General features: G+C 64.5%; 5 protein-coding genes. 1 reads left to right on the top strand and 4 read right to left on the bottom strand.

What is annotated here, in order from left to right; all coding sequences use genetic code 11:
• Positions 1-47 precede the first annotated feature (47 nt).
• Positions 48-1,367: an MFS transporter gene (locus C167_RS0127715; RefSeq protein WP_026079326.1), complete on the bottom strand. Its 1,320-nt coding sequence runs from the start codon at positions 1,365-1,367 to the stop codon at positions 48-50.
• Between the two features lie 259 nt (positions 1,368-1,626).
• Between C167_RS0127715 and C167_RS0127710 the strand changes: the two genes are divergently transcribed.
• On the top strand, positions 1,627-2,031 hold the full coding sequence (locus tag C167_RS0127710; protein ID WP_017521585.1) for an acyl-CoA thioesterase: 405 nt from the start codon (positions 1,627-1,629) through the stop codon (positions 2,029-2,031).
• Positions 2,032-2,083: 52 nt separating this feature from the next.
• Here C167_RS0127710 and betA read toward each other — a convergent pair whose 3' ends face one another.
• The 3 genes from betA to betI all read right to left on the bottom strand — a co-directional run bounded on the left by betA (position 2,084) and on the right by betI (position 6,007).
• Positions 2,084-3,766: a choline dehydrogenase gene (betA, locus tag C167_RS0127705; protein WP_017521584.1), complete on the bottom strand. Its 1,683-nt coding sequence runs from the start codon at positions 3,764-3,766 to the stop codon at positions 2,084-2,086.
• 128 nt (positions 3,767-3,894) lie between these two features.
• Complete coding sequence (betB, locus tag C167_RS0127700; RefSeq protein WP_017521583.1) at positions 3,895-5,367, bottom strand: betaine-aldehyde dehydrogenase; 1,473 nt, start codon at positions 5,365-5,367, stop codon at positions 3,895-3,897.
• A gap of 46 nt (positions 5,368-5,413) precedes the next feature.
• Entirely contained in the window at positions 5,414-6,007 is a 594-nt protein-coding gene (gene betI, locus C167_RS0127695) for a transcriptional regulator BetI (RefSeq protein WP_017521582.1), read from the bottom strand.
• Positions 6,008-6,323 lie beyond the last annotated feature (316 nt).

The following is a 6,323-nucleotide window of genomic DNA, read 5'->3' as shown; positions in this document are numbered from 1 at the left end:
GCCGTCAACGACTAATTTAAACTTTCTGCAAAAAACTGTCCGGGCGATCAGTTTATCGCCACACCCTGCCCTACCGATCGGCGCTCCTGGCGTAGCAGATAGGCGCCGACCAGCAGGCCAACCACACACAGCGCCACGACATAGTACGCCGGGCCCAGCGGGTCTTCCTTCATAAGGAGGGCAACCACCATGGGCGTCAACCCACCGAAGATGGCGTAGGCCAGGTTGTAGGAGAAGGACAGGCCAGTGAAGCGCACCACCGCCGGGAAGGCATTGACCATCACGTAGGGCACCGCACCAATCACGCCGACGCACAGGCCGGTAACTGCATACAGCGGGAACAACCAGTCCGGGTGCGCCTTCAGGCTGGTATAGAAGGTCCAGGAGACGACACCCAGCAGGATGCTTCCGTATATAAAGGTACGGCCTGCGCCGAAACGGTCGGCGAAGCGGCCGGAGAGGATGCAGCCGACGCTCAGGCACACGATAGCCACACTGTTGGCCTTCAGCGACGTAGCAGCATCAAAGCCATAAACGGTCTGCAGCACGGACGGGGTCATCAGGATCACAACGACGATGCCGGCGGACAACACCCAGGTCAGCAGCATGGACAGCACGATGGCCGGGCGATGCTCACGCACCACCACGCCCAGCGGCACCTCATCGGCCAGTTGCTTGCGTAACTGCAGTTCGGCGAATACCGGAGTCTCGTGCAGCCACCGGCGCAGGTAGACGGAAAAGAGGCCGAAGATGCCGCCCAGCAGGAACGGGATGCGCCAGGCGTAGCCCTGGACTTCCTCGGCGCTGTAAACGCTGTTGATCAGGGTCGCCACCAGCGAACCGATGAGGATACCCGCGGTCAGACCCGACGTGAGCGTGCCGCAGGCGTAGCCCACATGGCGATGCGGAACGTGCTCGGCAACGAACACCCAGGCGCCCGGCACTTCACCGCCGATGGCCGCGCCCTGGATGACGCGTAGCAGCAGGAGCGCCAGCGGCGCCCAGATACCAATCTGCGCGTAAGTGGGGAGCAGGCCCATGATCAGGGTGGGAACCGCCATCAGGAAGATGCTCAAGGTGAACATCTTCTTGCGTCCCAGCAGGTCACCGAAGTGCGCCATTACCACCCCACCCAACGGACGGGCCAGGTAGCCGGCGGCGAACAGGCCGAAAGTCTGCAACTGGCGCAGCCAGTCCGGCATGTCGGCGGGGAAGAACAGCTTGCCGACCACGGTGGCGAAGAACACGAAGATGATGAAGTCGTAGAATTCCAGCGCGCCGCCCAGGGCGGACAGCGAAAGAGTCTTGTAGTCGCTGCGGGTCAACGGACGTGACGCAGGCGCGGCAGGAGCGTTCACAGAAGGCATGGTGCTTGTTATCTCTGCAGGCAAGGAGGCTGCGGCCGGCAGCCGCAGGTGCCGCACCATAGCAAATTGCGCGAACGCGACACAGCGGCCGGGATCGCCGGAATTTCTCGAATTCCGGCGGTCGTCGAGCAGGTCCTCCCTCTATATAATGCGGGCAGGCCGATCAAAAGCTGTCCCAAGGCCTTGCGCCGACAGGTGTCTTGGGAGAGTTTTTCCATAACTTCACCATGAGTACGCCGGGGGCAAGAGGCCCTTACCTATGATCGAGCTCGAACAAGAAGATCCTATCCCGCAGGGCGACCTTGCCTTGCAGATCACCGCCCTGCCGCGCGAGACCAACGGCTTTGGCGACATCTTCGGGGGCTGGCTGGTGGCGCAGATGGATCTCGCCGGAACCGCCATGTCCAGCCGCATTGCCGGAGGCCGCGTGGCCACGGTGGCCATCGACCGCATGGCCTTCCTGGTCCCGGTCGCAGTCGGCGCGCAGCTCTCCTTCTATACCCAGACCCTGGAAGTGGGCCGCAGCTCGATCCGCATGCTGGTCGAGGTCTGGAGCGACGACCCGCTGTCCAGCGAATGGCGCAAGGTTACCGAGGCAGTATTCGTCTTCGTCGCCATCGACGGCAGTGGCCGAACCCGCCCGGTTCCTCCGCGTCGTGGCTGAGAAATGAAAACGCCGGCTCTCTTGCCGGCGTTTTCGTCTTCGCGTTTGCGAATCAGCGCAGCGGTTTTCCGCGCACCGGTGCACCCTCGGCCTTGTAGTAGGCCGCAGTGCTGCGCGGCAGTGCCGGGCGGCCGCGTACCTTATCGGCGAGCTTCTCGGCCATCATGATGGTGGTGGCGTTGAGGTTGCCGGTGATGATCAGCGGCATGATCGACGCATCGATCACCCGCAGCCCTTGCATGCCGTGCACGCGGCCCTCGCCATCGACCACCGCCATATCATCCTCGCCCATCTTGCAGGAGCAGGACGGGTGGAACGCGGTTTCCGCATGCTCCCGCACGAAGGCGTCGAGCTCGGCGTCGCTCTGCTTGTCCAGGCCCGGGCTGATCTCGCGGCCGCGGTAGGGGTCGAGCGCCGGCTGGTTCATGATCTCGCGGGTGATCCGGATGGCGTCGCGGAACTCCTGCCAGTCCTGCTCGCAGGACATGTAGTTGAACAGGATGCTCGGATGCTTGCGCGGATCGCGGGAGGTCAGATTGATCCGCCCGCGGCTGGGCGAGCGCATGGAGCCGACGTGGGCCTGGAAGCCGTGCTCGCTGACGGCGTTGCTGCCGTTGTAGTTAATGGCGACCGGCAGGAAATGGTACTGGATGTTCGGCCACTCGAACTCCGGACGGCTGCGGATGAAACCGCCCGCCTCGAACTGGTTGCTCGCGCCCAGGCCGGTACCGAGGAACATCCACTGGGCGCCGATCTGCGGCTGGTTCCACCATTGCAGCGCGGGGTACAGCGACACCGGCTGCTTGCAGGCGTACTGCAGGTACATCTCCAGGTGGTCCTGGAGGTTCTGGCCGACGCCGGGCAGATCATGCACCACGTCGATGCCCAGGTCGCGCAGCAGCGATGCCGGGCCGACGCCGGAGCGTTGCAGCAATTGCGGCGAGGCGATGGCGCCAGAGCACACCAGGACTTCGCGACGGGCGCGGACTTCCTTCAGGGCGTTGTCGTTCCCATGCAGGTAGGTCGCCCCGATGGCGCGCTTGCCGCTGAACAGGATGCGGTCGGTCAGCGCATGGGTGACGATGGTCAGGTTCGGCCGTTCGCGGGCCTGGTCCAGGTAGCCACGGGCGGTGCTGGCGCGGCGACCTTGGGCAGTGACGGTGCGGTCCATCGGACCGAAGCCTTCCTGCTGGTAGCCGTTGAGGTCTTCGGTACGCGGGAAGCCGGCCTGCACGCCGGCCTCGACCATGGCGTGGAACAGCGGGTTGTTGCCGGCCTTGGGCGTGGTGACGCTCACCGGGCCGTTGCCGCCATGGTAGTCGTTGGGGCCGATGTCGCGGGTCTCGGCCTTGCGGAAGTAAGGCAGGCAGTCGAGGTAGGTCCAGTCTTCCAGGCCCTTTTCCTGCGCCCAGCCGTCGAAGTCCATGGCGTTGCCGCGGATGTAGCACATGCCATTGATCAGCGAGGAGCCGCCCAGGCCCTTGCCGCGCCCGCACTCCATGCGGCGGTTGTTCATGTGCGGTTCCGGGTCGGTCACATAGGCCCAGTTGTAGCGGCGACCTTGCAGCGGGTACGCCAGCGCCGCCGGCATCTGGGTGCGGAAGTCGGCGCGGTAGTCCGGACCACCGGCTTCGAGCAGCAGGACGCTGATGTCGGCGTCCTCGGTCAGGCGGGTAGCCAGTACGTTACCGGCAGAACCGGCACCGATGATGATGTAGTCGTATTCCTGGGACATGCAGGCCTTCCTCTTTTTCCGGCATGACACCGCCCGCGACGCGTGCGCGTCGGTGTCTGCGTGTTGGGGATGGCCGGTGGTCAGGGAGTCATGCCTGCGACCGGCCTCTCATGGCTCGATCGCGGCGATCAGAACACCGAGGTGTAGTCGCCCAGCTCTACCTGTACGGATTTGATGCGAGTGTAGTGAGCCAGGGTGGTCAGGCCGTTCTCACGACCGACACCCGATTGCTTGTACCCGCCAACCGGCATTTCGGCCGGCGACTCGCCCCAGGTATTGATCCAGCAGATGCCCGCTTCCAGGCGGTGGATCGCCCGGTGCGCGCGGGTCAGGTCCTGGGTCACGACGCCGGCGGCAAGGCCGTACTCGGTGTCGTTGGCGCGGCGGATGGCCTCGTCTTCGGTGTCATAGACAAGGATGCTCATGACCGGCCCGAAGATTTCCTCGCGGACGATGGTCATGTCGTCCGTGCAGTCGGTGAACACGGTCGGCGCGACGTACGCGCCCTTGCCGAAATCACCCTGGGTGACGCGCTCGCCACCGCACAGCAGGCGGGCCTTCTGCTCCTTGCCGGACTCGATATAGGAAAGAACGCTTTCCAGGTGCGGGAAGCTCACCAGCGGGCCGAAGTTGGTGGTTTCATCCTGCGGGTTGCCCAGGCGGATACGCTTCACGCGCTCGAGCACCTTGGCCTCGAAGCGCGCCTGCAGGTTGCGCGGGATGAACACGCGGGTGCCGTTGGTGCAAACCTGGCCGGAGCTGAAGAAGTTGGCCATGACGGCGATGTCGGCGGCGCGGTCGAGGTTGGCGTCCTCGAAGATGATCAGCGGCGATTTGCCGCCCAGCTCCATGGTGACTTCCTTGAGCGAGGAGCTCGACGCACTGGCCATGACCTTCTTGCCGGTGGAGGTGCCACCGGTGAAGGAGATCTTCTCGATGACCGGGTGCTCGGTCAGCCACTGGCCGACTTCGCGGCCGCTGCCGGTGAGCACGTTGAACACGCCATCGGGCAGGCCGGCCTCGGTGTAGATCTCGGCGAGCTTCAGGGCGGTCAGCGGGGTGACTTCGCTGGGCTTGAAGATCATCGCATTGCCGGCGGCCAGGGCCGGGGCGGACTTCCACAGGGCGATCTGGATCGGGTAGTTCCAGGCACCGATACCGGCGACCACGCCCAGCGGCTCGCGACGGGTGTAGACGAAGCTGGTGTCGCGCAGCGGGATCTGCTCGCCCTCGATGGCCGGCACCAGGCCGGCGTAGTACTCGAGCACATCGGCACCGGTGACGATGTCGACGAAGCGGGTTTCAGCCAGCGGCTTGCCGGTGTCGAGGGTTTCCAGTTCGGCGAGCTCGTCGTTGCGCTCGCGGAGGATGTCCACGGCGCGACGCAGGACGCGCGAGCGCTGCATGGCGGTCATTGACGCCCAGACCTTCTGCCCTTGCACCGCCGCCTGCACGGCGCGCTCAACGTCTTCCTTCGAGGCGCGCTGTACCTGGGCGAGGACTTCACCGTTGGCCGGATTGATGGTCTCGAAGGTGGCGCCGCTGGTGGCTTCCACGTAGCGACCGTCAATGTAGAGCTTCTGTACTTCGAATCGAGCCATGGTGCAGGTGTCCTCTCTTATAGGTGTCAGCGCAAGGCTGCGCCCGCTATCCGGGGCGCTTGGCCAGTTGTTGGTCGAGATAGTCGTAGGCAATGGCCAACGCCTGCTCGGTGTCGAAGGCATCGCCCGAGAGCGCGCCCCGCAGCCAGAGTCCGTCGATCAGCGCGGCCAGCCCGCGAGCGGCGCTGCGGGCCTGGGCCAGCGGCAGTTCGCGGCGGAACTGGCTGCACAGGTTCGAATACAGCCGGTGGTCGTTGATCCGCTGCAGGCGGCGCAACTGCGGCTGGTGCATGCTGCTGGCCCAGAACGCCAGCCAGGTCTTCATCGCCGGGCCGTTTACCTGGGAACTGTCGAAGTTGCCGGCAATGATGGCCCGCAGATGCGAGCGCGGTTCGTCGTTGCGCAAGGTAGCGCGACGCTCGGCGACGGCCTTGCTCAAGGCCGACATCAAATGTCGCATCGTGGCGTCCAGCAGCCCGTTCTTGTCCTGGAAGTAGTGGCTGATGATGCCGTTGGAGACCCCCGCCAGGCGGGCGATCAGGGCGATGCTGGCGTCACCCATGCCCACCTGGTCCACCGCCTCCAACGTGGCGTGGATCAATTGGGAACGGCGAATCGGCTGCATACCGACCTTGGGCATTTCGTCTCTCCTCTTCGCCTGGACGTACCTGTGCCGTCCGGCGAGTTATGGGCCAGTCTATTTTGTTTTTATTGAACGTTCAATCAACTAAGAATAAGCTGCGCTCCGTGAACCTCTCCGAGCCTTGCGTGCAAGCAGGCCCGAGCCGTTCATCGCCGCGCCATTTTCCAACCTTCAAGGATCGCAGAATCCAGGCGGGAAGTGTCGGGTGGCAATGCTGTGTCTGTGGTTTGCGGCCCGTCGCCGTGCCTTAGTCGCGCTCGCCGACGGCCGCCATGCGTTCACTGTCATGGGGTCATCCTCCAAATGAGTACTG

It is taken from the genome of Pseudomonas nitroreducens TX1 (assembly GCF_000313755.1).
GTDB classification, from domain to species: Bacteria; Pseudomonadota; Gammaproteobacteria; order Pseudomonadales; family Pseudomonadaceae; genus Pseudomonas; species Pseudomonas nitroreducens_A.
The sequence above is the reverse complement of the archived record's forward strand: the minus strand, read 5'-3'. Positions and strand labels throughout refer to the sequence as shown.